24 protein-coding genes are annotated in these 26,745 nt (G+C 60.2%); 10 read left to right on the forward strand and 14 right to left on the reverse strand.

Annotated elements, in window-relative coordinates:
- Window positions 1-184: 184 nt before the first annotated feature.
- Window positions 185-2,029 carry an IlvD/Edd family dehydratase gene (locus ASC90_RS23730; protein ID WP_200950942.1) on the reverse strand — a complete coding sequence of 615 codons (1,845 nt, stop codon included), beginning with the start codon at window positions 2,027-2,029 and terminating at the stop codon, window positions 185-187.
- A gap of 110 nt (window positions 2,030-2,139) precedes the next feature.
- Here ASC90_RS23730 and ASC90_RS23735 point away from each other — a divergent pair, with 110 nt between their 5' ends.
- Complete coding sequence (locus ASC90_RS23735; protein ID WP_056545960.1) at window positions 2,140-3,039, forward strand: LysR family transcriptional regulator; 900 nt, start codon at window positions 2,140-2,142, stop codon at window positions 3,037-3,039.
- A gap of 10 nt (window positions 3,040-3,049) precedes the next feature.
- Here the strand turns inward: ASC90_RS23735 and ASC90_RS23740 are convergent, their stop codons facing one another.
- Window positions 3,050-3,961, reverse strand: coding sequence for a helix-turn-helix domain-containing protein (locus ASC90_RS23740; RefSeq protein ID WP_056545962.1), 912 nt, complete (start codon window positions 3,959-3,961; stop codon window positions 3,050-3,052).
- 86 nt (window positions 3,962-4,047) lie between these two features.
- Here ASC90_RS23740 and ASC90_RS23745 point away from each other — a divergent pair, with 86 nt between their 5' ends.
- The 5 genes from ASC90_RS23745 to ASC90_RS23765 all read left to right on the forward strand — a co-directional run bounded on the left by ASC90_RS23745 (window position 4,048) and on the right by ASC90_RS23765 (window position 10,239).
- Window positions 4,048-5,322, forward strand: coding sequence for an ABC transporter substrate-binding protein (locus ASC90_RS23745; protein ID WP_056545964.1), 1,275 nt, complete (start codon window positions 4,048-4,050; stop codon window positions 5,320-5,322).
- Window positions 5,323-5,398: 76 nt separating this feature from the next.
- The gene (locus tag ASC90_RS23750; RefSeq protein WP_056545966.1) at window positions 5,399-6,259 is read left to right on the forward strand and encodes a sugar ABC transporter permease; all 861 of its coding nucleotides are present in this window, start codon (window positions 5,399-5,401) and stop codon (window positions 6,257-6,259) included.
- Window positions 6,256-7,092: a carbohydrate ABC transporter permease gene (locus ASC90_RS23755; RefSeq protein ID WP_056545968.1), complete on the forward strand. Its 837-nt coding sequence runs from the start codon at window positions 6,256-6,258 to the stop codon at window positions 7,090-7,092. The genes ASC90_RS23750 and ASC90_RS23755 overlap by 4 nt, the downstream gene beginning before the upstream one ends.
- A 14-nt stretch (window positions 7,093-7,106) precedes the next feature.
- On the forward strand, window positions 7,107-8,192 hold the full coding sequence (gene ugpC / locus ASC90_RS23760) for a sn-glycerol-3-phosphate ABC transporter ATP-binding protein UgpC (protein ID WP_056545970.1): 1,086 nt from the start codon (window positions 7,107-7,109) through the stop codon (window positions 8,190-8,192).
- 43 nt (window positions 8,193-8,235) lie between these two features.
- The gene (locus ASC90_RS23765) at window positions 8,236-10,239 is read left to right on the forward strand and encodes an aldo/keto reductase (protein WP_056545972.1); all 2,004 of its coding nucleotides are present in this window, start codon (window positions 8,236-8,238) and stop codon (window positions 10,237-10,239) included.
- Between the two features lie 130 nt (window positions 10,240-10,369).
- On the opposite strand, the gene ASC90_RS23770 is transcribed toward ASC90_RS23765, so the two are convergent.
- Window positions 10,370-10,675 carry a hypothetical protein gene (locus ASC90_RS23770; protein ID WP_244480443.1) on the reverse strand — a complete coding sequence of 102 codons (306 nt, stop codon included), beginning with the start codon at window positions 10,673-10,675 and terminating at the stop codon, window positions 10,370-10,372.
- A 284-nt stretch (window positions 10,676-10,959) separates the two neighbouring features.
- Between ASC90_RS23770 and ASC90_RS23775 the strand changes: the two genes are divergently transcribed.
- Window positions 10,960-11,970 (forward strand): Gfo/Idh/MocA family oxidoreductase, encoded by a 1,011-nt coding sequence (locus ASC90_RS23775; RefSeq protein WP_056545976.1) that lies wholly within the window; start codon window positions 10,960-10,962, stop codon window positions 11,968-11,970.
- A 10-nt stretch (window positions 11,971-11,980) separates the two neighbouring features.
- Window positions 11,981-13,069, forward strand: a complete 1,089-nt coding sequence (locus ASC90_RS23780) for a Gfo/Idh/MocA family oxidoreductase (protein ID WP_056545979.1) — start codon at window positions 11,981-11,983, stop codon at window positions 13,067-13,069.
- 25 nt (window positions 13,070-13,094) lie between these two features.
- Here ASC90_RS23780 and ASC90_RS23785 read toward each other — a convergent pair whose 3' ends face one another.
- The 4 genes from ASC90_RS23785 to ASC90_RS23805 all read right to left on the reverse strand — a co-directional run bounded on the left by ASC90_RS23785 (window position 13,095) and on the right by ASC90_RS23805 (window position 16,049).
- Window positions 13,095-13,289 carry a hypothetical protein gene (locus ASC90_RS23785; RefSeq protein WP_056545981.1) on the reverse strand — a complete coding sequence of 65 codons (195 nt, stop codon included), beginning with the start codon at window positions 13,287-13,289 and terminating at the stop codon, window positions 13,095-13,097.
- Window positions 13,279-14,166, reverse strand: a complete 888-nt coding sequence (locus ASC90_RS28510) for a copper uptake system-associated protein (protein WP_082520029.1) — start codon at window positions 14,164-14,166, stop codon at window positions 13,279-13,281. The genes ASC90_RS23785 and ASC90_RS28510 overlap by 11 nt, the downstream gene beginning before the upstream one ends.
- Before the next feature lie 11 nt (window positions 14,167-14,177).
- Window positions 14,178-15,551, reverse strand: coding sequence for a PepSY domain-containing protein (locus ASC90_RS23800; RefSeq protein ID WP_056545984.1), 1,374 nt, complete (start codon window positions 15,549-15,551; stop codon window positions 14,178-14,180).
- A 90-nt stretch (window positions 15,552-15,641) separates the two neighbouring features.
- On the reverse strand, window positions 15,642-16,049 hold the full coding sequence (locus ASC90_RS23805; protein WP_056545986.1) for a hypothetical protein: 408 nt from the start codon (window positions 16,047-16,049) through the stop codon (window positions 15,642-15,644).
- A 369-nt stretch (window positions 16,050-16,418) separates the two neighbouring features.
- On the opposite strand from ASC90_RS23805, the gene ASC90_RS23815 reads away from it, so the two are divergent.
- Complete coding sequence (locus tag ASC90_RS23815) at window positions 16,419-17,300, forward strand: amino acid ABC transporter substrate-binding protein (protein ID WP_056546385.1); 882 nt, start codon at window positions 16,419-16,421, stop codon at window positions 17,298-17,300.
- Between the two features lie 10 nt (window positions 17,301-17,310).
- On the opposite strand, the gene ASC90_RS23820 is transcribed toward ASC90_RS23815, so the two are convergent.
- Window positions 17,311-18,312, reverse strand: coding sequence for a zinc-dependent alcohol dehydrogenase family protein (locus tag ASC90_RS23820; RefSeq protein ID WP_056546386.1), 1,002 nt, complete (start codon window positions 18,310-18,312; stop codon window positions 17,311-17,313).
- Window positions 18,313-18,401: 89 nt separating this feature from the next.
- On the opposite strand from ASC90_RS23820, the gene ASC90_RS23825 reads away from it, so the two are divergent.
- Complete coding sequence (locus ASC90_RS23825; protein ID WP_056545990.1) at window positions 18,402-19,361, forward strand: LysR family transcriptional regulator; 960 nt, start codon at window positions 18,402-18,404, stop codon at window positions 19,359-19,361.
- Window positions 19,362-19,577: 216 nt separating this feature from the next.
- On the opposite strand, the gene rsgA is transcribed toward ASC90_RS23825, so the two are convergent.
- The 6 genes from rsgA to ASC90_RS23855 all read right to left on the reverse strand — a co-directional run bounded on the left by rsgA (window position 19,578) and on the right by ASC90_RS23855 (window position 26,578).
- Complete coding sequence (gene rsgA, locus ASC90_RS23830) at window positions 19,578-20,600, reverse strand: ribosome small subunit-dependent GTPase A (RefSeq protein WP_082520031.1); 1,023 nt, start codon at window positions 20,598-20,600, stop codon at window positions 19,578-19,580.
- A gap of 345 nt (window positions 20,601-20,945) precedes the next feature.
- A complete protein-coding gene (locus tag ASC90_RS23835; RefSeq protein ID WP_056545994.1) occupies window positions 20,946-22,583 on the reverse strand; it encodes an FGGY-family carbohydrate kinase in 1,638 nt (545 codons plus the stop codon).
- Between the two features lie 49 nt (window positions 22,584-22,632).
- Complete coding sequence (locus ASC90_RS23840) at window positions 22,633-23,361, reverse strand: SDR family oxidoreductase (protein WP_056545996.1); 729 nt, start codon at window positions 23,359-23,361, stop codon at window positions 22,633-22,635.
- A 23-nt stretch (window positions 23,362-23,384) separates the two neighbouring features.
- A complete protein-coding gene (locus ASC90_RS23845; protein WP_056545998.1) occupies window positions 23,385-24,650 on the reverse strand; it encodes an ABC transporter permease in 1,266 nt (421 codons plus the stop codon).
- On the reverse strand, window positions 24,647-25,465 hold the full coding sequence (locus ASC90_RS23850) for an ATP-binding cassette domain-containing protein (RefSeq protein ID WP_056546001.1): 819 nt from the start codon (window positions 25,463-25,465) through the stop codon (window positions 24,647-24,649). Before ASC90_RS23850 ends, ASC90_RS23845 begins: the two co-directional genes overlap by 4 nt.
- 69 nt (window positions 25,466-25,534) lie before the next feature.
- Window positions 25,535-26,578 carry a sugar ABC transporter substrate-binding protein gene (locus tag ASC90_RS23855; RefSeq protein ID WP_056546389.1) on the reverse strand — a complete coding sequence of 348 codons (1,044 nt, stop codon included), beginning with the start codon at window positions 26,576-26,578 and terminating at the stop codon, window positions 25,535-25,537.
- Window positions 26,579-26,745: the final 167 nt, after the last annotated feature.

The following is a 26,745-nucleotide window of genomic DNA, read 5'->3' on the forward strand; positions in this document are numbered from 1 at the left end:
ACAGACAGATGGTAGACGCGAGCGGGCGGATATTTTTTCGAGGCCGTCGCCAAAGCCTTCACACGAGAACGACCGCCTGCATGCTCGGGATAGAGGTGTTGCCCCATGCCTCTTGAGACCCGAGCCGACGAGAAGGCGAATCGTTAGAATGGTGGAAAGCGCGCCGTTCAGGCGCGCTTCACGTCTAGTGGTTGTCGCGCGGAATGCCCATGGTCTGCGCGATACGCTGATACTTCACCGCGGGTTCCAGCACGGCGCCGGTCTCCAACTGGCCGACATAGGAGCGCTGGATTTCCTGCCACGGCGTCTGGCTTTCCGGAAAGGCGTAGCCGCCGGCCGTGTCGAGTGCCGCGCGGCGTATGGCAATCTCTTCGTCGCTGATCAGGATATTGGCGGTGCCCTTGTTGAGGTCGATGCGCACCTGGTCGCCCGTCTTCAAAATGGCAAGGCCACCGCCGGCCGCGGCTTCCGGCGACGCGTTGAGGATTGAGGGCGAGCCAGAGGTGCCTGATTGGCGACCGTCTCCGACGCAGGGCAGGGAGGAGATCCCCTGCTTCAGCAGATAGTCCGGTGCACGCATGTTGACGACTTCGGCCGCACCCGGATAGCCGATCGGGCCTGCGCCACGCATGAAGAGAATGGTCGTGCCGTCGATGGCGAGTGACGGATCGTCGATGCGGCGGTGATAATCCTCGGGACCGTCGAAGACCACGGCACGGCCGGTGAAAGCTTCCGGATCGTTGGGATTGGAGAGATACCGGCCGCGGAATTCGGGCGAAATCACGCTCGTCTTCATGATTGCCGACGAGAAGAGGTTGCCCTTGAGCACGCGGAAACCGGCTCGCTCCTTCAGCGGACGCTCGAACGGGCGGATAACCTTTTCGTCCTCGATCATCGAAGAGGTGTAGTTCTCACCGACCGTCTTGCCGTTCACCGTCATCGCGCCGGTGTGCAACTGATCGTGCTTGATCAACTCGCCCATGACGGCGGGAACGCCGCCGGCGTGATAGTAGTCCTCGCCAAGATACTCGCCGGCCGGCTGCAGGTTGACGAGGAGCGGGATTTCCTCGCCATAGGTCTGCCAGTCATCGACGCTGAGTTCCACGCCGACGTGGCGCGCGAGAGCGTTCAGATGGATCGGAGCATTCGTCGAGCCGCCGATCGCCGAGTTCACCTTGATCGCGTTGATAAAGGCCTCTCTGGTGAGAATATCGGACGGCTTAAGGTCCTCGCGCACCATCTCGACGATGCGAAGGCCGGTTTCATAGGAGATTTCCTGCCGGTCACGGTAGGGCGCCGGAATGGCTGCCGCACCCGGCAGCTGCATGCCGAGTGCTTCGGCAAGCGAGTTCATCGTCGTCGCCGTGCCCATGGTGTTGCAATAGCCGGTGGATGGCGCAGAGGAAGCAACGAGCTTGACGAAACCCTGATAGTCGATCTCGCCGCGCGCCATCATTTCGCGAGCCTTCCACACGATCGTGCCTGAGCCCGTGCGCTCGCCGCGGAACCAGCCATTCAACATCGGGCCGACGGACAACGCGATCGCAGGAATGTTCACGGTTGCCGCGGCCATAAGACAGGCCGGCGTCGTCTTGTCGCAGCCAATGGTCAGGACCACGCCGTCAAGCGGATAGCCGTAGAGTACTTCGACGAGACCGAGATAGGAGAGGTTGCGGTCGAGACCGGCGGTCGGGCGCTTGCCCGTTTCCTGAATCGGATGCACCGGAAACTCGATGGCGATACCGCCTGCATCACGGATGCCTTCGCGCACGCGCTTTGCGAGCTCGATATGGTGACGGTTGCAGGGCGACAGGTCCGAACCGGTCTGTGCGATGCCGATGATCGGCCGTCCCGACTGCAGCTCTTCCTGGCTTAGTCCGAAGTTCATGTAACGCTCGAGATAGAGAGCGGTCATGTCGGGATTGGCGAGATTGTCAAACCAGGCTTTGGAACGAAGCGTCGGTGCCTCGGTATTTTCCTGGACTGCGTTTTTGTCGTGCTGGGCAGGCGTTTTCTCAACCACGATCATTTCCTTGCGTTGGCGCCGTTGTTGTCATGCATTTAGCTGATCGATACTGGATTGTATAATCAGACTTTCGTATCTTGGTATGCGTATATCTTATATCAAGCGAGGCGCGGGTGGGACTAGACGGATTCAAGTTGCGACATTTGCGGATGCTGGTGGCACTGAGCGAACACGGCAAACTCGGGGTCGTGGCGGAAATGTTCGGCATCTCGCAACCGGCGCTGTCCAGGACATTGAACGAACTCGAACAGATGTCCGGTCACCAGCTCTTCGAGCGGCATAACCGGGGACTTGCCGTTACCACGCAAGGTGAGGTGATCGTCCGCCACGCACGGATGCTTCTCGCGGAGGCGCAGCGGGCGGAGTACGAAATGGTGGTCGCTGCCGCGGGGCAGGGCGGCAGCGTCGCGTTCGGGACGATCATCACGCCGGCCGCCGACTACGTCACGCCGGCGCTCAAGCGGCTGTTCGAAACGCATCCGACCATCGATGTCAGCATTACCGTGGGCAGCAGCGACGTGCTTTTGGAAGATGTTCTCAGCCGCCGTCTCGATTTTGCCGTCTGCCGTATCCCCAGCGGCATGAACCCGTTGTTGTTCGACAACACGCTGCTCGGCAAGGAGACACTGCGCGTCGTCGTTGCGGAAAACCATCCGCTGGCCGACAAGGCCGACGTCACCGAAGCCGATCTTCGCCAGCAGGGCTGGGTGTTGCAGCCGCATGGATCGTTTCTACGCCATGTCGCCGATGATTTCATCCGCCGCCATGGCATCGTTCCCGAAAGCGTGGTCTCGACCTCAGACGCGCTGCTGACGATGCTGCTCATGGGCCAGAGCCAGCGGATCGGCATCCTCGCCGAGCCGGTCGCCAGAATGATGGAACAGCACCGGCTGTTGCGCATCCTTTCGATTGATGCAGATATCTCCGTCCCTGATTTCGGCTTGCTGAAGCTCAAGGACCGCGAATTGTCGGCATCGGCGGAGCTGCTCTACAAGCTGTTCCAATCGCTCTGAGCCAGCCGCGTCAGGCCGGCACATATTGTGTGATGCAGCGCGCATCACGGCGGAAGTCCGATGGTGACATGCCGGCGATATGGCGGAAGGACTTGTTGAAGGCGCTGATCGAGCCGAAGCCGCTATCCATCGCGACTTGCAGCACATTTGCCTCGTCGTTCATGAGCATGGCCTGCGCCCGCGACAGCCGCAGCAGGCTCACATACTTATTGAGGGTCATCCCCGTCGTCTTCTTGAAGACGTTCATCGCGTATTTCGGATGCAGCTCTGCAGCGCGGGCGATATCGACCGAATCGATTTCCTGCAGGAAGTTGGCAGCGATGAAATCGCACATGCGCGCGACGCTGCGCGACGATTGCGGATAAGCCTGCTCGATGTCATCGGTGGCAGACAGTCCGTTCGGTGCCAGCATCGAATAGGGCTCCAGCACAATCCGCTCGATCCGCAGCAGCATCTCCTCGACGGCGTGTTGCGCCTTGGCGGCATCTCCGGATTTGGCATAAGCGACCCAGCGCGGAAAATTCTGGATGTCGGCGGCATCGGTCGAAGAGGTGAACAGGATCTCGCCCTTCATCAACCGGCTGGAGACATTGATCGGCAGCCGCATGCGGAAGAAATAAACCAGCGGCAGGTGCCCGCCTGCATAAATCGCATCCTCACTGCTCTGGTCCATCTGATGCGGCTGCCCGCCCCAGAAAAGGCACATGTCGCCTGCCTTCATGCTGATGTCGTGGCCATTCAGACGATAATGCACATGGCCGCGCATGATGTAATTCAACTCCACCTGGACATGCCAATGCGGCATCAGCATCCTCGGCGGATGGTTGTGAAACATCTGGAGCGCCGTCGGCAATCCTTCGATGCTGCTGGCACCCGGCTGATAGACAGCCCTCTGCTCAATCTTACTTTCCGCCAAATCGATGTTCCCTTTTTAGGAGACAGCGGCTCCCTTGCGGTTAGTGTAGCGTCGTTCGCTAAAGGACGGCAATTGAAAAGGGAGGATTTTCAATGCGCTTCAAACTTATCGGTGCGACCACTGCGGTCGCGCTGCTCGCATCCGGCTCTGCGTTCGCGCAGTCCGCCGATCTCACCATCTGGAGCTGGAACGTCGCCGCATCGGCGCTGAAGTCGACGCTCGAAGGCTTCAACAAACAGCATCCGGATATCAAGGTCACGGTGGAAGACCTTGGAAACCAGCAGGTTTTCGACAAGATGCTGGCCGCTTGTGCCGCCGGCGGCGAGGGCCTGCCTGATATCGTTACCGTCGAGAATTTTGAAGCAGAAATCTTCTGGAACCGCTTTCCTGATTGCTTTGCCAACCTGAAGGACCTCGGCTACACGGCAGATATTCAGGCAAAGTTCCCGGAATTCAAACGCACCGAGCTTGAGGTCGGCGATGTCGCCTATGCGATGCCCTGGGATTCCGGTCCTGTTGCTGTCTTCTACCGTCGCGATTTCTACGAAAAGGCCGGTGTCGACCCTGCGACCATCAAGACCTGGGACGATTTCATCGCAGCCGGCAAGAAGATTTCCGCAGCCAATCCTGGCGTCGTAATGGCGCAGGCCGATTTCAACGGCGACAGCGAATGGTTCCGCATGATCTCGAACGAACAGGGCTGCGGCTACTTCTCGACCGATGGCCAGTCGATCACCATCAACAAGCCCGCCTGCGTCGCAACGCTCGAAAAAGTCAAGGAAATGAAAGACGCCGGCACGTTGACGGCGGCGATCTGGGACGAGAAGATCCAGGCAAACACCGCCGGCAAGGCGGCAAGCCAGATGTATGGCGGCTGGTATGAGGGAACCGTCCGTTCCGGTTCTCCTGACCTGTCCGGCAAGTGGGGCGTCTACATGATGCCGAGCCTGACGCCAGATGGTCCGCATGCTGCCAACCTCGGTGGCTCGTCGCTGGCGATTGCTGCGAACTCGCCGAACAAGGAAGCGGCCTGGACCTATATCAACTACGCGCTCGGCACCAACGAGGGCCAGGTCTCCATGCTGAAATCCTTTGGCCTGGTCCCGTCACTGCTGTCCGCGGTTCAGGATCCGTTCGTCAATGAGGCCCAGCCATATTGGGGCGGTCAGAAGGTCTGGGCCGACATCCTGTCGACCCTTCCGAAGATCTCGCCAAGCCGTGGCACGCCGTTCCAGACGGATGCCGACGCCATCTACAAGGCAACGCAGACCAAGTACTTCGCCGGCGGTTATCCGGATGCCAAGGCAGCGCTCGACGATGCTGCCAAGCAGATTGCGACCGCCACCGGCCTCCCCGTTGCGGAATGAGTAAAGACGCCGGGCGCTGATATGGCGCCCGGCCTCCATCCCTCGGGATGCTCGCTTCGTATTTGAGGAGAATGAAATGCCGATCCGGAACCGGAGCGCATATGCGTTTCTTGCGCCCTATCTGCTCGTCTTTGCCACCTTCTGGCTCTGGCCGATCATCAGCTCGTTTCTGATTTCCTTTCAGAACACGCGCGTCAATCCATGGAAGTTCAGTGCGTCCGTGAACTGGGGGCGCCTGATTGGCGACCCGGCGTTTTACAATGCGCTTTACAACACGCTGATCATCCTGGTCATCCAGGTTCCGGTCATGATCGCAATTGCGACCGTGATGGCCGTCCTGTTGAATTCGCCGCTCCTGAAGGCCCGGCCGTTGTTCCGTTTTGCCTTCTTTGCGCCGGTCGTCGTCGGTGAGGTGGCCTATGCCGCCGTCTTCCGGCTGATGTTCAGCATCGACTTCGGCATCATCAACAAGCTGATTACGGCGGTTGGCCTGCCGGCCGTTTCGTGGTTCGACAATGCCAATGCCGCCATGGCGCTGGTGATCATCGCCGTGACGTGGCGCTGGGCAGGCTACAACGCCATCATCCTGCTCGCCGGGCTGCAGTCGATCCCGGACGACGTCTACGAGGCGGCGACGCTCGACAAGGTCTCAAAGACCCAGCAATTCATCCATATCACGCTGCCGCTCTTGAAGCCGATCATTCTCTTCTGCGTCATCCTGTCGGTGATCGGCACGATGCAGCTCTTCACCGAACCTTTCCTGATCACCAATCGCGGCGGTCCCGGCGGCGGTACGGAAACGCTTGGCCTGCTGCTTTATCGCCAGGGCTTCCTGTCGCTGAACTTCGGCTACGCCTCGGCAATCGCCTACACGATGGCCATCCTCGCGATCACTCTCTCGCTTCTCAATCTTTGGGTCGGGAGGGAGCAGAAATGAAGTCCAAGAAACAATCCCAGTTGCTGAAGACAATCGCCCTGCATGCGGCGTTGACGCCACTTGCAATCATCTGGCTGTTTCCGATCTGGATGATGTTCGTCTTCTCGACCATGCCCGACTACGGCATCTTCAGCCCGGAGATCGTGCTCTGGCCGTCCACGAACTTCATCGAGAACTTCAACAATCTGCAGGCCGACACCGATTTCGTGAGGGCCATGTTCATCTCGGTCGGCGTAGCCGCCATCTACACGTTCCTGTCGGTGTTGCTGACCTCAATGGCAGGCTGGGCACTGGCACGATATCGTTTCGTTGGCCGGTCCGTGGTCATCGCGATCATTCTCGGAACGATCACTCTGCCGTTCGCCGTTGTCGTCATCCCTCAGTTCATCATGGTCGCCCGCGAGTTCAAGCTGGCAAACACCTGGGTCGCGCTAATCGTGCCACCTCTGTTCAACTCGCTTGGCGTTCTCTTCATGCGCCAGGCCTTCTCGATGATGCCGGGCGAACTTTTCGATGCGGCCCGTGTCGAAGGCGTCACGGAGCGACAGATATTCCTGCGCATTGCGCTGCCGCTCGCCCGGCCGACGATGGCGGCACTTGCGATCATCCTCTTCCTGGCGTCGTGGAACAATTACCTCTGGCCGCTGCTTATCAACTCCAAGCCGGGGATGATGACGGCACCGGTGGCGCTAGGAACACTGATCGGCCTTACCAGGGTTTCCTGGGGCGGCATCATGGCCGGCGCCATACTGCTGACCGCACCGATCCTGATCGTGTTCGTGTTCCTGCAACGTCACTTCATCGCTGGCATTTCGGCCGGCGCCGTCAAATAATCGGGGAACGCCTGATGTCTGAACTTTCTCTGAAAAATGTCGTCAAGCGCTTCGGTGCACTCGAAATCGTCCATGGTGCCAACCTTGAGGTAAAGGACGGCGAGTTCGTTGTCTTCGTCGGTCCGTCCGGTTGCGGCAAATCCACACTGCTGCGCATGATCGCCGGCCTGGAGGACATATCCGGTGGCGAGATCAACATCGGCGGCAAGGTCGTCAACGACGTAGAGTCGGCCGATCGCGGGATCGCCATGGTGTTCCAGTCCTACGCGCTCTATCCGCACATGACGGTCGAGGAAAACCTGAGCTTCGGCCTTCGCATGAACGGCAATCCGAAGGCGGATACCGAAAAGCGCGTCAAGCACGCCGCCAATATCCTGCAGATCAACGAACTGATGCAACGCCGGCCGAAGCAACTGTCCGGTGGCCAGCGCCAGCGCGTGGCGATCGGTCGCGCCATCGTGCGCGAGCCGCAGGTGTTCCTGTTCGATGAACCGCTCTCCAATCTCGACGCCGAACTGCGCGTGCAGATGCGCGTCGAGATCTCGCGGCTGCACAAGCAGCTTGGCACGACAATGATCTACGTCACCCATGACCAGACGGAGGCGATGACGCTCGCCGACAAGATCGTGGTGCTGCGGGCCGGCAATATCGAGCAGATCGGCGCGCCGCTCGATCTCTACGACGATCCGGCCAACCAGTTCGTGGCCGGCTTCGTCGGCTCGCCCAAGATGAATTTTCTTGAAGCCGAAATCGTCGAAGGTGGCGGCGGGAAAGCCACGGTTGCGCTTGTCAACGAAAAAGACGTTCGCCTGACCTTGCCGGTGATGGATCCCGTCGCGCCAGGCACGCGGGTCACACTTGGCATCAGGCCCGAGCATTTTTCCGACGCGGGGGAGGGCGATACCGACTTGACCGTCAGTATCGATGTTGCCGAGCACCTTGGCAACACAAGCTATATCTATGCCACCACCGCCGACAACGAGCCGCTCATCATCGAGCGGCCTGAATCGCGCACCGTCGGCAACCGCGACCAGCTGACCGTCGGCCTCTCAGCCAAACACACCTTCCTGTTCGACAGCGCCGGCAAGCGCCTGCGCTGATCGCGTTTCATCCCAAGACCCAAGCAATGAAAGAGGAATTTCCATGAGCTCAGATCAACCGATCCGCTGGGGCATCATTGGCCCCGGCACCATCGCGCGCACCTTCGCGGACGGCATCGCTCATTCGCGCACCGGCAAGCTTGTCGCCATTGCCACACGCAATCCCGAAAAGCCCGGCCTCGCCGAAAATTTCCTTGGCGCCCGTATCGTCAACGGCTATGAGGCGCTTCTGAAAGAAGGCGACATCGACGCCGTCTACATTTCCACCCCTCATACCGGCCACGCCGAATGGGCAATCAAGGCAATTCGCGCCGGCAAGCATGTACTCGTCGAAAAGCCTATCGCGCTCTCGGCTTTTGATGCCGACGCGATTTACTACGAGGCACAGAAGGCTGGCGTCTTTGCCGGCGAAGCCTTCATGTACCGCGTCCATCCGCAAACGGCAAAAATCGTCGAGTTGGTGAAGAGCGGCGCGATCGGCACTGTCCGCATCATCCGGTCGAGCTTCGGATTCAATATGGGCGGCTTTAGGCCGGAACACCGCCTCTTCGCCAACGAGACTGCCGGCGGCGGCATTCTTGATGTCGGTGGGTACCCGGTATCGATGGCGCGTCTGCTCGCGGGCGCGGCCGACGGCAAGCCTTTCCTCGAGCCGGAGAAAGTTGCCGGTGTCGCCCACCTCGGCCAATCCGGCGTCGACGAGTGGGCGTCCGCGGTGTTGAAGTTTCCCAACGGCATCGTTGCCGAAGTCTCGTGCTCGATCATGGCGCAGCAGGACAACACGCTGCGGATCATCGGCTCCGACGGTCGCATCGAGGTCAAGGATTTCTGGTTTGCATCCGGCCACAAGGGCGGTGTCGGCAAGATCGAGATCTTCAAGGGCAACGAGCAGCAGACCATCGAGGTCAGGGAAGACCGCTGGCTCTATTCGTTCGAGGTCGATGCCGCAGGCGATGCCATCCGTGCCGACCGGAAAGAGTTCGCCGCGCCCGGCATGAGCTGGGCCGATTCCATCGGCAACCTTCGCGTACTCGATCAATGGCGTGCCTCGATTGGCCTGGAATACAGTGTCGAGAAGGCTGCAAAGCGCACCGCCAATCTTGCAGGCGGCGTCGTGCGCCGTGGCGACGGTATTCCCCAGCGCCAGATTCCCGGCATCTCCAAGCCGGCATCTGTCGTCGCCCTCGGCTTCGAATTCTTCCCGAACTTCGCAGCCGCATCGTTGACCCTCGACGCCTTCTACGAGGCCGGCGGCAATGTCTTCGACACCGCCTTCGTCTATGGCGGTGGCAAGACGGAGAGCATCTTCGGCGATTGGCACACCAGCCGCAACGTGCCGCGCGAAGAGATTGTCCTGATCGGCAAGGGCGCCCATTCGCCGCTTGTCTATCCTGATATCATCGCCAAGCAGCTTGACCAGTCGCTGAACCGTCTGAAGACGGATTATGTCGACATCTACTTCATGCACCGCGACAACACCGACATTCCGGTCGGCGAATTCGTGGATGCCATGGATGCGGAGGTCAAGCGCGGCCGTATCCGCGGCATCTTCGGTGGCTCGAACTGGACTCGCGAGCGGATGGACGAGGCGGCGGCTTACGCGGCGAAGAACGGCAAGGCCGCACCGGCGGCGCTCTCCAACAACTTCTCGCTGGCCGAGATGCACGACCCGATCTGGGCCGGATGCGTGACCTCCTCCAATGACGAATGGAAGACGTGGCTGAACGCCAGGCAGGTACCGAACTTCGCCTGGTCGAGCCAGGGCCGCGGCTTCTTCACTGACCGCGCCGGGCGCGACAAGCATGATGACGAGGAAATCGTGCGTTGCTGGTATTCAGACCGCAACTTCGAACGCCGCGACCGCGCCATCGAGCTCGCCAACAAGTTAGGCCGCAGCCCGATCCATATCGCGCTCGCCTATGTGATTGCCCAGCCGTTCCCGGTCGTGCCGCTGATCGGGCCGCGTACGATTGCCGAGCTGGAGGATAGCCTCACGGCGCTGGACATCAGGCTGACGCCAGAACAGGTGAAGTGGCTGGAAGCTTAGGCCGGGACGCATTGTGCGACGCGGGTGAATATCGAATGCGTCCACGGGCGACTTCATGTTCACCCGCTCCGGGCATACGAAGTGCGCGCCGAACAATCGCTGCGCACTTCGGTCGACATCCGTGACCGCGCTACTGGCGCTTGAGACTCTCGATCACGCTGCGATACTCATCGGCAAGCGAGATTGCCGCTTTTGCAACCACCGGATTGACCGATTTGCGATCAAGCGCTGCGGAGCATGCTTCAAACACGCCGCGCAGTTCACGTTCGATCACAGACAGTTCCGGGTATTGCTTCACCAAAACCTGTGGAAGCAATTTAGCCTTTGCTTTCATCGATTTGGAACTCGTCAACGTGTCTGGTGCACTGACGGTTACGTCGAGAATTGCTGCTTCAAGTTGTCCGGTCGCGCTGACGATGTCGGTAATCAAAGCCATCATTTTCCCTCCAAGCAAGGAACCCCACAACATACCATGCATTCCTCGTGCCAAACTGGTGCGCGCTACGCACAGCGCGCGCCGATCCAATCTCGATGCGCAAATAAATAACTATTTAGATACAAATTTTTACGCAATACTTTCCGTATGTTAACGCCGATTCACGATCGAGGGGCGGTCAAGGTAGCCTTGACAGTACCAAGGTTTCACTGTCTGTTTTCGACAGGAGCGCGCCCACGGACCCAAGGCCGGGCGCGGGAGTTTTGCAAGAGGACATTATTGCCATGCTGAGATTTGCCGTCGTCGGAATCGACCATGGGCACACCTTCGATCACGTGAAGGGCTTGCTCGCATCCGGCGGAGAGTTCGTCGGCTATTGCCCGCAGACATCAGTGCCGGCGTTGCTTGAGACCTTCAGGAAAACCTATCCAGACGCCCCGCAGATCGACCGCGAACAACTCTTCGCCGATCCGTCCATCGATGTCATCTGCATCGCCGCCATCCCGCGCGATCGCGCCGGCCTCGCTGTTCGTGCCATGAGAGCCGGCAAGGATGTGATGACCGACAAGCCGGGCGTAACCACATTTGCCCAGCTGGAGGAGGTCAAGAAGACGGTCGCCGAAACGGGCCGCATCTTCTCGATCTGCTTTTCTGAGCGCCATTGTGTGCGCTCCGCGGTCAAGGCCGGCAAGCTGGTCAAGGAGGGCGCAATCGGCACGGTCATCCAGACGCTCGGCATGGGACCGCACCGCTTGCAGCTGCCGACACGTCCCGACTGGTTTTTTGATCCGGAGAAGTTTGGCGGCATTATCGTCGACATCGCTTCCCATCAGGTCGATCAGTTCCTCTTCTACACGGGCTCGACAAGCGGCGAGGTCGTGGCCAGCTCCGTCGGCAATTTCGGGATGCCCGAGAAGCCGGCATTCCAGGATTTCGGCGAGGTCCTGCTGCGTTCGGAAAAGGCATCCGGCTATGTTCGTGTCGACTGGTTCACACCCGAAGCCCTGCCGACCTGGGGCGACGGTCGCCTAACGATCCTGGGGACGGAAGGCTACATCGAGCTCCGCAAATACATCGACATCGCCGGCCGCCCCGGCAAGGATCATCTCTTCCTCGTTAACAGCAAGGAAATGACCCATATCGATTGCAGCGACGAAAAACTCGACTACTTCGACGCATTCACGGCCGACGTGGGTGCACGTACCGAAACGGCAATGTTGCAGACCCACGTCTATGAGGTCTGCCGTCTGTCGCTCGAAGCCCAATCCAGGGCCACTCGTCTAGGCCACCGCTGAGGAAGCCATCATGTCCAAGAAGTTTCGTGTCGGCGTCATTGGAGCGGGGATCGCCGCGCGTCATCTGGCCGGCTTTGCCTGGAACAAGGAACTATTCGAGGTTCTGGTGCTCTGCTCGCTTGACGAGGAGCGCGGCCGGGCGCTCTGCGAGGAGTTCGCCGTACCCGAATATACCCAGGACGCGGAAACGCTGATCGCGCGGTCCGATCTCGACATCATCGACATCTGCACGCCGCCAAGCTCGCATTTCGAGCTTTGCCGAAAGGCGATCGAGGCCGGCAAGCATGTCATCTGCGAGAAGCCGTTGTTCGGGTCCATCGCGGAGGTAGACGAGACGAGCCGCATTGTCGCACGAGCCGAAGGGCCGAGGCTGATGCCGATTTTCCAGTATCGCTACGGATCCGGTCTGCAAAAGCTCAAGATGCTGATCGACCTTGGCCTGACCGGCATGCCGTTCCTGACGACGATCGAAACCCATTGGTGGCGCGGGCCGGACTATTATGCCGTTCCCTGGCGCGGCAAATGGGTGACGGAACTTGGCGGAGGGTTGCTCGGTCATGCCATTCACGCCCACGACATGCTGAACTACGTGCACGGCGCCTGTGCAGAGGTCTTTTCCTACGGCACGACCCTGGTGAACCCGATCGAGGTCGAGGATACAGCGGCACTGTCGGTCAAGATGAAGAATGGCTCACTGGCGAGCCTGTCCATGACGCTCGGCTCCCGCAAGGAGATTTCGCGTCTGCGCTTTTGTTTTGGCGATCTCGTCGTCGAAAGCATCCTCGAACCCTACACGATGGGCCGTGACCCCTGGACCTTCATTGCTGGCACAGAGGAGCACCAGAAGCGTGTAGACGAGGCACTGGCAAGCTACGAGCACAACGAAGACGGTTATACTCGCCAGTTCGAGCTCTTCCACGCCGCACTTATGCGTGGCGACGAGCCACCGGTAACGCTCGAGGATGCGCGAAACTCGCTGGAACTCGTGACGGCCGCATACCATTCACAGCGCACCGGCCTTTCGACGCCGCTACCCATCCTTTCGGATCATCCGCTCTACCATTCTTGGCTGCCTGAAGATCCGACAGGGCCGGACTAGGAGCCTGATGCATGGAGATTCCTTTTCAGGGGTTGGCTGCTTCCGTCGAGGCCGCGAAGAGATAAATGCCGCGTTGCGACGACCAGCAATTCGTCGCGGCCGATCCGGGATCGGCCGGACACAATACGCGCTGCAGCCGCCTGATCTCGACGCGCATCTGAACACGCAGCTTCGCGTCCCCACCGCCAGGCAGTCGAGAGCGCTCGCCTTCATTGGGCATGACCCTCGTGGCCTCCATGGACCGCGGCGCCCGCGTCGTCGGCCATCATGACGGTGCCTTCGAAGCTGGCGAAGATTTTGAGAATCGTGGGGTCAAGTGCTGCTTCGGCATCGCTCAGCTTTGCGGCCAAGGCTTCCGCGTCATCGGCGGCCAAGCCTATTTTCTGAAGAGCGGCAGCATCCTTGATGCCATCGCCGCTGCACAGATAAACGGTCCAGCCATGATGGCCTCGTTTCAGGAGCGCACGGCCGCCACGCCCATCCTGCTGCCAGCCGGCGATCGCCCAATCATTCTGGACGACGACGGGATCGATGCGCAGCGGCTTGTCCGCAGTCTCGAACATCGTTTTCAACGTGGCCGGGATGGTCTGGTTGGGACCATCGGACATCTCCATCCCCGGCATGCTCGCCATGTCGCTGTCTTCGCCGGTAGCGAGGGGACCGGCGATCTTGCCCACGGCAAAACGGACCTTGACGTCGCCTGCCTTCTCGAAAGTCAGCGTCGCCTCGATCTCTTCCCCCTGCTTGAAGGGCTCTCTCACGTCCAGGAACATTAGATGATAGTTCGGCTTCAGTTTGACGGTCTGCCCGGCGGGAATGTCGAGGCCGCCCTTGAGAGCGCCCATCATCATGATGCCGTTGTCGATCTTCATTTCATGAAGCTGCACCAGACCGGCGCGCTCAGAACGCGCCGCGATCAACGTGTCCAGCTGATCGCCATTGTTGGTGATGGCAAGAAAACCGTCACCGACCTTGGCGCCTGGCACCATGGCGTGGGACGCTGGATGCGTGACCGTGATGTTCCCCGCCTTGTAATCCTCGGCGAAGGCAGACGAAGCGAGGAGCAGTCCAACAATCAACGTAACGAATGTCTGCATTGTAAATCCCCTCAGGCCAAGGCGCGCTTGAGCCGCGGAACGAACCGGACGACGACCTGATCGAAGGCGATCGTCAGCAGGATTGCCAGACCGCTCATCGGAAAGGCGAGGGCAAAAACAAGCGCGATGATCCAGAGGCCGGTATAAACCGACCGCTGCTTTGGCATCGGCGGTACACCGAGGCGGCCCGCTGGGCGGCGTTTCCACCACATGACGATCCCGGTCACGCAGGACAGGATGATCATCAGGCAGGTCGCGAGCATCAGGAACTGGTTCAAAGCGCCGAATTCCTGCCCCTGATGGGTATTGATGCCCCATTCGATGGCCCTGCCCAGGAAGGGGTATTGGCCGAAGGACACGTCGACGAGCGGTCTTCCGGAATACTGATCGATATGGATGGTGCGTTCCTTGGAAAGATCGTCGGGATAGATCGCGGCGGTATAGACGCCGGTCTCGTTCGAGGGCAGGGCGAGATCAAAACCCGGCACCATGCCATGGCCCCTGGCGATCTCGACCGCCCTGTCGAGCCCGATCGGCTTTTTGGATTGCGCCGCCGCGATATCCGAAAGCGGGACCGGTGCCTTTTCCACGATCCAGCCGGCCTTCGGCAGGATATCTTCCGTCACCTTCCGCGACTTCGGCACGTCGTCCCACAACTGGACAGGATAGCCGAGATCATTGCTCGTCAGCCAGGCGTTGACGTTGGCGCCCCAATAGCCGGACCAGGGCATTCCGGTGATCGCCATGAAAAATATCAGAATGCCGGCGAAGGCGCCGGTGACGGCATGGAGGTCGCGCCAGAAGACGCGGCGTGCCGGCGTGCCCCGCACACTGACGACCCCTCCTGTCTGCCGGCGCGGCCACCAGAGATAGATGCCGGTGACGACCAGCACCATCGCGAAGCCACCGGTGATCTCAATCAACTTGTTCGTCGCATCACCGAAATATGCAAGGCTGTGAATGCGCTTGACGACGTAGTTGAACTCGTCGGTCGAGCCCACGGTATCGAGAACCCTGCCGTCATAGGGATTGACAAACACGAGTGTCGAGCCCGCTTCAGAGGAAACGGTGACGATCGCCGAGCGATCCGGGCCAGACGGATCTTTGTAGGACGAGGCGACGGATCCGGGCACGGCGACCACGGCGGCATCGGTAATTCTCTGTGGCGACAGTGGTTCTCCGACCGGCTGTACGAGGTAGCGGTAGGCAAATACGGAATTGTTGATCTCGTCCTTGAAGAGATAGAGCGATCCGGTGATTGAGAGGTTCAGCAGAAAGGGAATGACGAGCAGGCCGGCGAAGAAATGCCAGCGCCAGATGGCGCGATAAAGCGAGACGCCGCTTTCGGTGGTCTGCGCCGGTCCGGCGGCAGCGATGGTCGACATGATGATTGATCCAAATCCGCGGCCGCTAGCGCTCGAGCTGGCTGGCCGGAAATGCAAGGCGCGCGTCACGGCGCCTGCCGCAACGCGGGTTCAGACGAGGAGAGGATCGGATGGTGGCGCTCTGGGGCCCGTATTCGGCGGGTAAAGCTGGCGATGAATGGTTTCGATACGGCGCTGTAGTTCAACGGCGCGGACAAATCCAAGCCGCGCGCCGACGATATCGGCAGGCATCGGCAGCAAGGCAGACGCATTGATCCGGCAGGCTTCACAGCCTTGCAGATGCCCGACCTTGCCGTGCTTCTCGCCGGCACCGTCGATGACGGTGGTGCAAAGTGGCGCCAGGGTGCCGTCCGGGAGCAAATATTGCGCAAGCTCCACAGAACCACGCGCCTCGCCGGCAATTGCCGGAACCTGATGCGCAAACCCGACGAACACGAGCGCTATGGCGCAGACGAGGCGCATCATACATAGCTCGAGCATCTTGATTCGATGTGTCATGGGCCCCCGCCGCTTGGCGTCACCACTCTGATAACGTTCTCGCGGCCAAACCTCAATGCGGCAATATTGCATGCGTGCTGTCGCTCCATATATCGGCGACCCGTGAGCAGAGCCGATTGCACCAAAGCCGATCCGCAGACCGCTTTGGCAAAGGTGACATTCAGCATGCAGATAAGGGCGTTGATAGTCACGCCGGCGAAAGCAGCCGCGCGCGGGGCGTTGGCCAACATCTCACCGAAAGCAAACCGCAAGGGGCTTCTTCTCATTCTCGCACGGGTTGGGTGCTCGGTTGACAAATGACGGGCAGTCCATAATCTGCGTGCACGCCATTGAGAGACGCAACCTTTTTGCGGAGATGGGATCATGCCGATGGTCAAGCACGTGAATCGGTTTGTGCTCGCGAATATTGCCCTGTGCTGCCTTTCGGTTTTCGCGGCAGGCGCTGCGACGCTCGACACGCTCGCGCAGCGCGGTAATCTGCGTATCGGATACATCGCCGACCAGGTGCCATTCTCGTCCAGCGAGGCAGGTGCCAATCCGGCGGGATATTCTATCGATCTGTGTGGCAAGATCGCCGACGAAATAGAACACCAGATCCCGCAGCTGAGGCGTGAATACGTCGAGATGACGCTCGCCAATGGCTTCGATGCGGTGAAGAATGGGCAGATCGACCTGCTTTGCGGGGCCATCACTGTCAATTTGGAGAGGCGGGAAATCGTCGATTTCTCACAGCCAATCTTCCTGACCGGGGCGACCGCGCTGCTCCGCAAGGATTCGCCCAGCTATCTGCAGCCGCTTTTCCTGGACCAGCCGGCGGTTCGCTCCGTTAGCGAGCGTCCATCCACACGGGTCATCGGCGTGCGCGCCAACACGACGACGGGCGCGACCCTTCGTCAGGCGCTGACAACCCAGGTGTCGAATACGACGATTGCGGATTTCGAGACGCATGAGGACGGCCTCAGGGCGCTGGAAGGTCACAAGATCGATGCCTATTTCGCCGATCAGGTGCTGCTCATGAATCTGGTCACTCGGGCGCGCGATCCATCCTCGCTCGAGGTTGGCGATCGCCTGTTCACCCACGAACCTTATGCGATCGCGCTGCGTCGTGACGACGCCGACTTTCGCCTGCTGGCCGATCGAGCGCTGACGGATTTCTATCTGTCAGACGGCTTTCTGCCCATGCTAACCACCTATTTCGGAGCCGATGCGCCGATGCTGCACACACAAATCATTATGGAGCATGTGCCATAGGCGAGACTGCTCACAGCTCGATGATCAGCTTGCCCCTGGCTTCGCCCGCCTCCAGTTTGCGATGGGCGTCGGCAGCCTCTGCCAGGACAAAACGCTGGGGATCCAGGCGGGGCGCGAGTTTGCCGTCCTCAACCAATCGGGCGATCCGTTCGAGAATCCGGCCCTGCTGCGGCCGCGCCAGACCAAACATGATCGGAGCAAGAACCAGAACCATGTGCAGGTTGGCGCCCTTCAGGTAAAGCGGCGCAAGGTTGTGGCTTGCCGCACCGACCACCGTAACGATGTCGCCCGTCGGCTTGACCATCTGGAATGCGGCGTCGAGCGCGGCCCCGCCGACCGTATCAAAGATCAAGTCGAAGCCATGTCCATCGGTGTGGTTCTCGACGATCTCCTGCGGCGTCGCGTGGGTCAGATCAACGCACGCCCGAGCGCCGGCGGCTATCGCGACTTCCGCACTCTGTGTTGACCGCGTGACGGCAATGACGTCGGCTCCGGCGGCATGTGCGAGCTGCACGGCCATATACCCCACGCCGCCCGCGCCACCGGTGATCAGCACGCGGGTGGTCGGCGTGATCGTCACCTTTTCGAACAGCGCCATCCAGGCGGTCGTAGCCGTGAGCGGCAGCGCGGCAGCGGTGCGGAAATCGATATTCTTCGGGATCTTGGCAATGAGGTCCGCGTCAAACACAGCAAATTCCGCGAGCGCGCCGGGGATGTCGCCGTCAGGGCCACGGAAACCCCCAGCAAAGCCGAACACTTTATCCGTTGCAGCGAAACGGGTCACGCCAGGGCCAACGGCTTCAACTGTTCCCGAAAAATCCGAGCCTAGCACCGCTGGGAAGGATGCCGGCGTCATCGGCAACTTTGCCTTTCGCACCTTTGTGTCGATAGGATTGACGCTCGTTGCACGGATCCGCACAAGAACCTGTCCAGCACCCGGCACCGGCTTCGCCAGATCGACGACTTGAAGTATGTCTGGGCTTCCTTGCTCGGCCGCTATCACAGCTTTCATAGCCAGGTCCTTTTCTGTTGTGGATGGCGGCATGCTATTCATCTATTCAGGAATAACAATACGATCTAAATTCAGGAGACTTCTTCTTCATGGGCAGCAATGGTCGTTTGCATCACAAGGCTGCGGGGATCGAGGAGTTCCTGCGTGTCGCTGAAGCGTTGAGCTTCAGCCGTGCTGCGGAATCGCTTGGACAGGCATCATCCGCCACCTCCAAATCGATCGCTCGTCTGGAGGAGCGGCTCGGGGTCCGCCTCTTCCATCGCACCACCCGGAGCGTCAAGCTGACCGAGGAAGGTACGATGCTGTATGCACGTGCAAGCAGGTGGGCCGATGAACTGGACGACATGCAGAGCGCGCTTCCCCGGGACCCTGAAGAATTGGGTGGCCTGATCCGTCTCGAAATGCCGGTATCGCTCGGCCGCGCTCTGTTCATGCCCCATCTTGGTCGCTTCCTGGCAGAACATCCGAAACTAAAGGTCGAGGTCCGCATGAATGACCATCACGTGAATCTCATCGCGGAAGGCGTGGATTTGGCGTTGCGTCTCGGCCAGCTTTCAAACGCCGAGCTTGTATCGAAGCCGCTCGGATATCTCCGGCAGGGAACCTATGCTTGTCCAAACTGCCTTTCACGATATGGCCACCCCCAGTTCCCGAATGACCTCCTCTCGCATCGACTGATCGCCTTCCTGCCGCCCTCGGGCCGTCACAGGTCTATGGTCTACATGACAGCCGGAAAAGAAATTGCGATCGATACCCGTAGGGCTGTCGCGACCTTCACCAATGGCGAGGCGCTGGTCGACGCCGCGATCGCCGGTATCGGTATCGCCCAGGCACCAGAGATTTACGCCAGGCAAGCAGTTGCCAGAGGCGGGCTCGTGCAGGTCTTGACCGGCCAGGACGCGCCCGGCACGCCGGTCCAGCTCGTCTATCCCTCCCGCAAACAGCTACCGCGGCGTGTCCGTGCTTTGACAGATTTCCTGATGGACGCCTTTTCGGATGAAAGCGTTTCGGGTCAACACAGAGCATTGATCACGGCTGGCGCGCCTTGATAACGCCGATTACAGGACGCTTACCCAACGTCTGAAATAGGGTTGACGAAGGCCGGTTTCGATGTGGTGTGCTGGGCTCGCGAGGTCAGCGTCGCTATTTCCGCTCCACCTATCATCTTCGTCCTGTTCCAGGACCAAGGCGGTGTAAGAGCTCAGGCAATGCGGCGCGCCGCATTTTGCCTTGGCTCAGGAACACGGTATCGAACTTGCAAACCTTCAATATTTCTTCTTGCGGGCTATCTTGTTGCCACGTGGTCCGCTGACCACCGGCGTCCGGTCGCGGTTTTCCGCAAGCAGGCTTCGCCAGCGCTCCAGGCGATCGGCGGCCAGAGCACCGCTTGCGACAGCTGCCTGAACGGCGCAACCCGGTTCATGGGCATGGGTGCAATCGCGAAATCGGCAACGCGGCGCCAACTCGGTTATTTCAGCAAAAAGAGTATCAATACCGTCGGTAACATCACTGATGTAGAGCGTTCTTATTCCCGGCGTATCAATAACCCAGCCGCCGCCTTGAATGGCATGCAGCGATCGGGCCGTCGTGGTGTGCCTGCCCTGTGCGTCGTATTCGCGGATGGTCCCCGTTTTCTGCTTGGTGTCGGACGCAGTCCCCGTCATGGTGTTGACGAGGGTTGATTTTCCGACGCCGGAGGATCCCACCAGCGCCACCGTCTGGCCAACGCCGCACCAGGGCTCCAACAGGGAAACGGCAGCGGTGGAGCGGGCATTCACGGCAACGACTGGCAGATCGCGTTGCAAAGCCTTGGCCTGCTCCTCGAATATGGCAGCATCGTCGGTGGTGTCAGCCTTCGTCAGCACGATCACCGGATTGCTCCCGGCCTCGTTGGCCATGATCAAGTAGCGTTCCAGCCGGGCCAGATTGAAATCGGCGTTACACGAGGTCGCGATCAACAGGCTATCGACGTTGGCGGCAACGAGTTGCTGTCCATTGCCGCCTTCCAAGCGCCGTTGAAACACGGTTTTTCGCTCGAGACGGCTGACAAGCATGCCCGTCAGGGGATCGGCAAGAACCCAATCGCCCACCGCGAAGTCAGCCGTGTTGGTATTGGCCGGAAGTTCCAGCGCGAGCGGGCCGGTGACATCGATTGCATCGATGCGTGCCCGATGAACCGAAGCGACGCGCCTGGGCACGAGATCCGCTTCGCTGGGCTTGACCTGATCCGCGAAGAAATCGGACCATCCAAGCAGTTCCAGTGGCGAAAGGGGGGTGGAACTGGTCAAATGTTGCTCCGCATTGAGACTGTCATGAGCGTTCCGCAGGTTGAAATTGGAGGACTACAGCAAATACTGGTCGGTGGGAATGCCAGAGGGCGCCAGGCATTCGACTCGAAGCTGATCGTGCATCTCGCTAGCTAGGAATGGACATTGTCGGAGCTATCTTGACGTCGTCGGCAGCCATGCATTGTTCCTGTACCGATAAAGCCGCGTTCGCTGATCGGGCAGTTTGAGCAAGCCGTGCGGGACGGACCGCTATCTTTAACAGCGGCCTCACCCTTAGTTCCCCTCTACTTCACCGCGCAGCCCGAGGCCGTAATGCGGGTATCCGGAGCGTTCTGTCAGATGGCGCTACATGTTTCTTGTCGTGCGAGCGAGTGCCTGTATTTTCTGGAACGCATCGTAGCGGCGCGCGTGTGTTTCCACGATCAAGCCGTCAGCGGGAGGATATTCATCAGCGGCTCTGGACAGGCTCGCCATGGCGAGTTGCACAGTGCCGAACGTCCCTGCCGCAACAGCGCCGAGCATCGCAGCACCCAACAGGACGGGTTCATTCGAACCGGATGCCACGACCGGCTTGCCGCTGGCATCGGCCAATAGCTGCCTGACGAAGGGATGCTGCCCTGCACCACCGCTGATCACAATTCGGTCGATGACTGCACCAGCGCCAGCCTGGGTGTCGATGATCTGCTTCAGTCCGTAGCCGATACCGGCCAATCCTGCGACATAGAGCGAAATCAGGCTGTCGAGGTCACGCTCCATGCCGAGACCGGTGATTGCGGCGCGCGCGTGGGGATCGGCAAATGGCGCCCGGTTTCCAAGAAATTCGGGCACAACATGCAGCCCCTTGGCCAGTTGAATAGCGTGGGACGGGGCGTCAAACTTTGCTGCCGCCAAATCCGCCAGCATGACTGGCAATGGAACGGACTTCTGCGCAGCAAGGCGCGCTGCTTCCGTTGCCGCGGGGTGGTAGGAGAGCAACTGATCGATTGCCGCCCCTGCCGCGCTCTGGCCGCCTTCGTTCAACCACATGCCGGGCACCATGGCAGAATAATAGGGCCCCCATACCCCCGGCACAAACACCGGCTCGACCGTCGAGGTCATCGTGCAGGACGAAGTGCCGAAAACATATGCGAGATTGCGGTCAGGCCGACCATCAATGCCAACCGTGCCGATACCGCCGGCATGCGCGTCGATCATACCGGCACCGACCGCGGTTCCGGGCCGGAGGCCCAGTGCCTCGGCGGCCTCCGTCGTCAACCCCTTCCCGAGCGGAGTGCCGGGCTCAACGATCCGGGTACCAATTCGACTGAAGCCTTCCTGCGCCAGCGCCCCGAGGCCAATTTCTTCGAAATAGCCGGCGTCCCAGCGGCTCTCGTGCGCCAGATAAGTCCACTTGCAGGTTACGGTGCAGGTGGAACGTGCAAGGTCGCCCGTCGCGCGCCATGTCAGGAAGTCCGCAAGATCAAAGAATTGCCAGGCCGCGTCAAAGGTCAGCGGGCGGTTCTCTTTCAGCCACAGCAGCTTTGGCGTCTCCATTTCAGGCGAGATACGCCCGCCCACATATCGCAGCACATCGTGGCCCAGGGCATTGATACGCTCGGCCTGATCGACCGCGCGATGATCCATCCAGACGATGATGTCACGGTTTGGATCATCTGATGGCCCGATCGCCAAGGGGGTGCCGCCTTCCCCGAGGACGACCAGTGAACACGTTGCATCAAAGCCCACGCCGACAACCGAGTCCGCGCTGATGGCGGCGGCAGCGACGACCTCGCGCACGCTGCTACAAACGGCCTGCCAAATCTGCGCACTCGATTGTTCGACGATCACGCCCGCTTCGCGAAACAATGAGATGTCTTGCTTGGCAGTGGCGAGCAGGCGTCCGGTCAGATCAAACAACCCTGCACGGGCACTGCCGGTGCCCACGTCGACGCCCACGACATAGTGGTGCGCGTCCGGCACAGATGTGTTCGGTGTATTTGTCATGATCGTCAGCTCTTCGTGTTCTGCAGACTTGGGAAGACCGTCGGCGGCCTTATAGATCGACGCTGTTGGGCAGGATCACAAGGTCGCGGATGGTGACATTGCGGGGCCGCGACAGCATGAACAACACACATTCCGCCACTTCTATCGGCTGCATCAGGCTTCCGTTTGCAAGTGCCTCCTCCAACTTGGCTTTCGGCCAGTCGTCCAAAAGTGCTGTCACCACTGGTCCCGGCAGGACGGCGCCGACACGAACGCCATGCTGAGCGACCTGGCGGCGGGTCGAGTGCACGAAGGCCTGGACTGCAAACTTGGAGGCCGTGTAGATCGGCTCCCAGACGACAGGAACAACACCGGCGACCGAACTGGTGAAAAGGATGTCGCCCGACTTCTGCGCAATCATATGCGGCAGAACCGCGTGCACCGATCTAAAGGCAGCGTTGATGTTGAGGTTGAGCATGCGATCCCAGGCATCGGGATCCCCTTCCGCCACCGCTCCGCCGATATAGGCGCCCGCGTTGGCGTGGAAGATGTCGAGGCCGCCAGCAATCTCAAGAATGCGCGGCAGCATACCCGAGACGCCCGCAGGATTCAGCAAATCGACGACGAGCGGCCGGGCGCGGTCGCCAAGCTCCGCACAAAGCGCGTCCAGCCGATCTCTGGCCCGATCGACGAGCACCACCGTCGCTCCTTCCCGGATCAACGTGCGGGCGCATTCAAGCCCGATACCGGATGCCGCGCCGGTGATGGCGGCAACCTTGCCCTTCATGAGTTCGGTCATGAGAAATACTCCTTGAAACGATGTTATGCGCGTCCGTGGCTGACGCGGGATCGGCGTGCGAGCGAGTCGACGATGACAGCGATGGCAAGAACCGCGCCGGTGATCATGTAGCGCAACGACGAGCTCAGATTCAGCAGCGTCAGCCCATTGGAGATCGCCTGGATGACAATGATCCCAAGCAGAGCCGAATAGGCGCTGCCGCGGCCGCCGAAGAGACTGGTGCCGCCAATGACGGCCGCTGCAATCGCGTTCAGATTGACGTCGCCGGTGCCGGCCTGCTGGCTTGACGATGCCAGCCGCGAAGCCGACAGGATGCCGCCGAGTGTCGCCAGCGTCGAGCAGAGCATGAAGGCGCTCATATAGATGCGGCGCACGTTGATGCCGGAACGGCGCGCGGCTTCGCGATTGCCGCCGACAGCAAACATCGACCGACCCCAGCGGGTACGGGTGAGCGCATAGTTCAGCACCACGACCAGTACCACAAGAAGGCCAAACATCCATGGAACGCCGCGACCGAGATTGAGGTAGTAGGCGGCGAATTCCAGGGCAATCGTCAGTATTCCGGCCTTGAGCGCCAACGCACCGATAGGCTGCGACGAGAGATTGGCAACCTTGCGGCGCTCGCGCGTCCGCATGCCAACCACAACCATTACCGCACCGGGCAACAGCGCCAGAACATGCGATACCCAGGCCGGCATGACGAGGATTTGGCCAAAGCGCACGAGCGGTGACGCATAGGGCAGGTTGATGCTGCCTGTCGGTCCGAGGATATAGAGCTGCAAGCCGAGAAGCGCGAGAAGACCTGCCAGCGTGGCGACGAAACTCGGCATTCCGAGCCGGCTGTAAAGTGTCGCATAGAGCGCGCCGACAGCTGCGCCGACTATGAGGGCAACGAGAATGGCGCCTCCTACCGGCCAACCGGCGTTGACCCAGAGAACACCGATGATCGCCGAAGACAGACCGCTCATGGAACCGACGGAAAGATCGATTTCCCCGAGCAGCAGAACGCAGACAATACCCAGCGAGATGATGCCGACTGTCGCGCAATCGAAGAGAAGGTTGACGAGGTTGTTGGGGAGAAGAAAGACAGGGTTCAGGATGCTGAAGACCGTCGAGATAACGATCAGTCCGACGGCAACCGGCAGCATGCCGAGATCACCCGACCGAATCCGGTCGATGAAGGCCTTTGCCAAGTCAACGATGCTGTCATTGTGCTTGACGCGCTCGTCGCTGCGATCAAGCCTGGCGCCGGGTTGTGTCGGCGCGGTAGCGTTTTTCTGCTGGTTCATGCGGGCCTCCCGCTAGTCTCGTTGGAATGACCGGACTTGCGCTCGATGCGGCGCGAGACCGAATTCTCCGTTGCGCCGGTAATCGACGCGACGAGTTCCTGATTGGATGCATCCGGCGTGAAAATGCCATTGTTGCGTCCAAGGCGAAGGACGACGATGCGATCGGCGACCGCGCGAACGTCTTCCATGTTGTGGCTGATCACGATCACTCCAAGTCCTCGATCGCGCACGCGCTCGATGAGGTTCAGCACCTCTGCAGTCTGGGCGACGCCAAGCGCGGCCGTCGGCTCGTCGAGCATGATGATCTTGGGATCAAGCAGCAGCGAGCGTGCGATTGCCACCGTCTGCCGCTGGCCACCTGAAAGCGACGCGATCGGCTCGCGAACTGACGGAATACGCGCGGCAAGCTCGCGCAAGAGCGTCCAGGCGCGAACTTCCATTGCCACCTCGTCGAGGCTCCATGGCGACAGCTCATGCCCAAGAAAAAGGTTGGCGACGACGTCGAGATTTTCGCACAGCGCCAGGTCTTGAAAGACGGTGGCGATACCCAGCTCCAACGCGCTGCCGGGGCTGTCGAGCGCCACCTGGCGGCCCATGAACTCGATGGTGCCGGACGACGGCTGGTGCACGCCCGCCAGAACCTTGACAAGGGTTGACTTGCCGGCGCCGTTGTCGCCGACGAGCGCCACGACTTCGCCGGCCTTCACTTCGAGATCGATATCGGTCAAGGCGGAAACGGCGCCGAAATTCTTGGATATGTTGCTCAGCCGGAGAATGGTCTCGCCCTTCTCCGCCTTTAAACCTGTATCACGCATGGCTCTTGGCCTCTCTGGGGATGAGCTCGCCCGACCACGCAGAGCGGGTCGGGCGATACTGGGAGGATATTACTGGATACCCAGCTTCTTGCACCCTTCGGCATATTCGCCAGTGCAAACCTCGGCAGCCGTTTGGATGCCCTTGTCGAAGATTTCGGCCTTGATGTTCTCAGCCGTGACAACTGCCGGCACGAACAGTTCGGACGGCGTGTCGTAGAGTTTGTTTTTTGCCTCCGGCGTCTCACCCTTGATGAGCTGGAACGCGACCTTGGCCGCGGCTGCGGCAACGATTTCAGAAGGTTTCGAGATCGTATTGTACTGATCGCCGGAAATGATCAGCTGCAGCGCGGCAATCGTCGCGTCGTTGCCGGTAACAGGAGGCACCGGCTTCACGCCAGCGGCCTTGAAGGCCGCAATCGCACCGCCGCCTGTGCCGTCGTTTGCGGCCACAACGCCCTTGATGTCGGCGCCAAAGCGGGTGATCTGGCCAGCAGCCCATTCCTGCGCCTTCGGCGGCGCCCACTCCGGAGTGTCGTATTCAGCGAGCGTCTTGTAGCCAGAATCCTTGAGGCCACGATGGATGCCGTCCCGGATCAGGCCGGCGGCTGCGTCGGTAGGTGAACCGTTGATCTGCAACAGGCCCGAACCTTCGGCAACGCCCGTGGCCTTCATGTGGTCGACCAGAGACTTGGCGATAGCGTAGCCGATGCCCTCGTTGTCAAAGGACACGTAGAAATCCGCCGGCTTGGCCGGGATCGGCCGATCGTAAGCGATAACCTTTACACCCTGCGACTGGGCAATCTCGACAAGGCCGGCTGCCGCGGACGAATCCACAGGATCGAGAACGATGACCTTGGCGCCCTGCGCAATCACCGAGTTGAACTGCTGCTGCTGGAGCGAGGCATCGGCATTGGCGTTCTGATAAATTACGGAGCATCCGGCGCAAAGCTTTGCCATCTCCGTCTTGAACCCGGGGAAATCGTGCTGTTCGTAGCGGGTAGACGCCTGGTCAGGCATCAGGAACGCTACTGTAGCAGTATCATCCGCAAAGGCGGTGCCGGCAAAACCGGCAAGGACCGCAGCGGTCGTCATCATGAAATTACGGTATGCCATGCTCTCCTCCATATGATCGGATTTTTTGTCAAAGGATGACTTCCGGTCGGCCTCCGAAGATACGATCGGCATCGAATCGCGATCGCACTCGTCTCCCCGGTCAGCTCTCCACAACTAACCTACTCCATCGATTGAGCTTTCTTGCTCAATCGATGGAGCAACAATTG

Origin of the sequence: Rhizobium sp. Root1220, assembly GCF_001426265.1 — a bacterium.
GTDB lineage: Bacteria > Pseudomonadota > Alphaproteobacteria > Rhizobiales > Rhizobiaceae > Rhizobium.

Excerpts from the sequence above, each read along its gene's own strand:
- ASC90_RS23730 (WP_200950942.1), bottom strand. The coding sequence starts at position 2,029 with ATGATCGTGGTTGAGAAAACGCCTGCCCAGCACGACAAAAACGCAGTC.
- ASC90_RS23745 (WP_056545964.1), top strand. The coding sequence starts at position 4,048 with ATGCGCTTCAAACTTATCGGTGCGACCACTGCGGTCGCGCTGCTCGCA.
- ASC90_RS23750 (WP_056545966.1), top strand. The coding sequence starts at position 5,399 with ATGCCGATCCGGAACCGGAGCGCATATGCGTTTCTTGCGCCCTATCTG.
- ASC90_RS23755 (WP_056545968.1), top strand. The coding sequence starts at position 6,256 with ATGAAGTCCAAGAAACAATCCCAGTTGCTGAAGACAATCGCCCTGCAT.
- ugpC (WP_056545970.1), top strand. The coding sequence starts at position 7,107 with ATGTCTGAACTTTCTCTGAAAAATGTCGTCAAGCGCTTCGGTGCACTC.
- ASC90_RS23765 (WP_056545972.1), top strand. The coding sequence starts at position 8,236 with ATGAGCTCAGATCAACCGATCCGCTGGGGCATCATTGGCCCCGGCACC.
- ASC90_RS23770 (WP_244480443.1), bottom strand. The coding sequence starts at position 10,675 with ATGGCTTTGATTACCGACATCGTCAGCGCGACCGGACAACTTGAAGCA.
- ASC90_RS23775 (WP_056545976.1), top strand. The coding sequence starts at position 10,960 with ATGCTGAGATTTGCCGTCGTCGGAATCGACCATGGGCACACCTTCGAT.
- ASC90_RS23780 (WP_056545979.1), top strand. The coding sequence starts at position 11,981 with ATGTCCAAGAAGTTTCGTGTCGGCGTCATTGGAGCGGGGATCGCCGCG.
- ASC90_RS23785 (WP_056545981.1), bottom strand. The coding sequence starts at position 13,289 with ATGCCCAATGAAGGCGAGCGCTCTCGACTGCCTGGCGGTGGGGACGCG.
- ASC90_RS28510 (WP_082520029.1), bottom strand. The coding sequence starts at position 14,166 with ATGCAGACATTCGTTACGTTGATTGTTGGACTGCTCCTCGCTTCGTCT.
- ASC90_RS23800 (WP_056545984.1), bottom strand. The coding sequence starts at position 15,551 with ATGTCGACCATCGCTGCCGCCGGACCGGCGCAGACCACCGAAAGCGGC.
- ASC90_RS23805 (WP_056545986.1), bottom strand. The coding sequence starts at position 16,049 with ATGACACATCGAATCAAGATGCTCGAGCTATGTATGATGCGCCTCGTC.
- ASC90_RS23815 (WP_056546385.1), top strand. The coding sequence starts at position 16,419 with ATGGTCAAGCACGTGAATCGGTTTGTGCTCGCGAATATTGCCCTGTGC.
- ASC90_RS23820 (WP_056546386.1), bottom strand. The coding sequence starts at position 18,312 with ATGAAAGCTGTGATAGCGGCCGAGCAAGGAAGCCCAGACATACTTCAA.
- ASC90_RS23825 (WP_056545990.1), top strand. The coding sequence starts at position 18,402 with ATGGGCAGCAATGGTCGTTTGCATCACAAGGCTGCGGGGATCGAGGAG.
- ASC90_RS23835 (WP_056545994.1), bottom strand. The coding sequence starts at position 22,583 with ATGACAAATACACCGAACACATCTGTGCCGGACGCGCACCACTATGTC.
- ASC90_RS23840 (WP_056545996.1), bottom strand. The coding sequence starts at position 23,361 with ATGACCGAACTCATGAAGGGCAAGGTTGCCGCCATCACCGGCGCGGCA.
- ASC90_RS23845 (WP_056545998.1), bottom strand. The coding sequence starts at position 24,650 with ATGAACCAGCAGAAAAACGCTACCGCGCCGACACAACCCGGCGCCAGG.
- ASC90_RS23850 (WP_056546001.1), bottom strand. The coding sequence starts at position 25,465 with ATGCGTGATACAGGTTTAAAGGCGGAGAAGGGCGAGACCATTCTCCGG.
- ASC90_RS23855 (WP_056546389.1), bottom strand. The coding sequence starts at position 26,578 with ATGGCATACCGTAATTTCATGATGACGACCGCTGCGGTCCTTGCCGGT.